General features: G+C 64.1%; 3 protein-coding genes. 2 read left to right on the forward strand and 1 reads right to left on the reverse strand.

Translation table 11 applies throughout. The annotated features are described in order from the left end of the window. Nucleotides 1–494, forward strand: a 494-nt coding sequence (locus K728_RS0104010; RefSeq protein ID WP_024475932.1) for a zinc-binding dehydrogenase, incomplete at its 5' end; no start/stop codon positions are given. A gap of 36 nt (nt 495–530) precedes the next feature. After that, nucleotides 531–974, forward strand: a complete 444-nt coding sequence (locus K728_RS0104015) for a DUF1810 domain-containing protein (RefSeq protein ID WP_024475933.1) — start codon at nt 531–533, stop codon at nt 972–974. A gap of 20 nt (nt 975–994) precedes the next feature. Here K728_RS0104015 and K728_RS0104020 read toward each other — a convergent pair whose 3' ends face one another. Further along, nucleotides 995–1,594 carry a GDSL-type esterase/lipase family protein gene (locus K728_RS0104020; RefSeq protein WP_019483108.1) on the reverse strand — a complete coding sequence of 200 codons (600 nt, stop codon included), beginning with the start codon at nt 1,592–1,594 and terminating at the stop codon, nt 995–997. Nucleotides 1,595–1,689: the final 95 nt, after the last annotated feature.

Genomic DNA, 1,689 nt, shown 5'->3' on the forward strand with positions numbered 1-1,689 from the left:
CCATCCTGGTGCAGGGGGCGGGGGGAGGGGTTTCCACCTCTGTCATCTCGTTGGCCAGCGCGGCAGGTTTCCGGGTCTGGGTGACCAGCCGGAGTAAGGCCAAGCAGCAGCGCGCGCTGGAACTGGGCGCTGCCGCAGTGTTCGACGACGGCGCGCGCCTGCCTGAGCGGGTTGACGTTGTCTTCGATTCAGTCGGCGAGGCCACCTGGTCCCACTCACTGAAATCGTTGAAGCCCGGCGGTGCGGTGGTAACTTGTGGTGCCACGAGCGGCGCCGCGCCAGGGGCCGACCTCAACCGGGTGTTCTTTCTCCAGCTGAAGGTCCTGGGGTCCACCATGGGGACCCGTGAAGAACTGATCAGGCTCACCCGCTTCCTGGTTGCCACGGGGGTGCGCCCTGAAATCGACGAGGTGTTTCCCCTCGAGCAGGCCGAGAAGGGCTTCAGGAAAATGCTTGAGGGCGAGGTATTCGGGAAGATCGTCTTCACTCACTAGGTCCCAGTACCTGGACACCCGCAGGAGGCCAAAACCATGGACACCTATGATCTGCAGCGTTTTGTGTCCGCCCAGGATGCCGGCGGGGCCTACGATGCCGCACTGAAGGAACTTGCGGACGGCCGAAAAGAATCCCACTGGATGTGGTTCGTCTTCCCGCAGATTGCCGGGTTGGGTCGCAGCGCCACCGCGAGGCGGTACGCCATTTCGTCGCCCGAGGAGGCGAGGGAGTATCTCAGACATCCGGTCCTGGGGCCACGGCTGCTGAACGTCACCGGAATTCTCAGGACCCTGCAGCCCGGGAGTGCGGAGCAGATCTTCGGCACAGTAGACGCGCAGAAGCTCCGCTCTTCGATGACCCTGTTCAGCCTGGCAGACCCCGACGGCGGACTATTCCGTGACGCTCTGGACCAGTATTTCGGTGGCGAACCCGATTCCGCGACGGACCGGGAGTGGGCGCGGCGGAGTCACGGAACGTAGGGCCCCATCAGGAAGTGGCCCTACTCCGGTGCGGGCACGTCGAGCCACTGAAACCAGCCACGATGGAGAACCAGCCAGGCCATCAGACCGTAGCCAGCCTGACCAGGCCCGCCACCATTCGCCGCGAGATCGCTCCGCCACTGCTCATGGGCTTGCAGGGGAGTGAACGTGTCCACGTAGACATGTTTCCGACGCGTGGTGACATCGGCGAAGGCCGCCGAAAGGTCAGCCAGTCTCCGGTTACGCTCGGCATCCAGACCGGGGGGAGGCCCCACCACCAGTACCTTGACGCTCATCTGCGCGGCACCGTCGAGGATGTTGGCGAGGTTGAGCCGGCTGCGCGCCGTTGACAGATCCAGATCGAGGTCCCGATCGGAGAGGCCAATGACGAGCCTGTTCTCGAATCCGTCATCGAAACGGCGTCCGGTTTCCTGCAGCCACCGGTTCGCGAGTGCCTCAGTGCCCTCCTGCGGGGCGGCGAGGGTGAACGCCTGCAGGGAGACGCCGTCGGGGGCTGTCCGGGCGAGGACGCGGCCAAACCAGCCAAGGGCTCGAGGATCGCCCAGGCCTGCGAGCAGTTCGTCACCTACGGCTGCGAGCCGGATTCTGCGTTGTTCCACTGGTTGGTTACCTTTGTCCGCTCATCGTTTTATCACTTGGTTGCGCCACTGCGATCCGGGTTTCGAACCGAGCTCAAAAAAACTGTTGGGTGGGG

Source organism: Arthrobacter sp. CAL618, assembly GCF_000468215.1.
Lineage (GTDB): Bacteria > Actinomycetota > Actinomycetes > Actinomycetales > Micrococcaceae > Arthrobacter_D.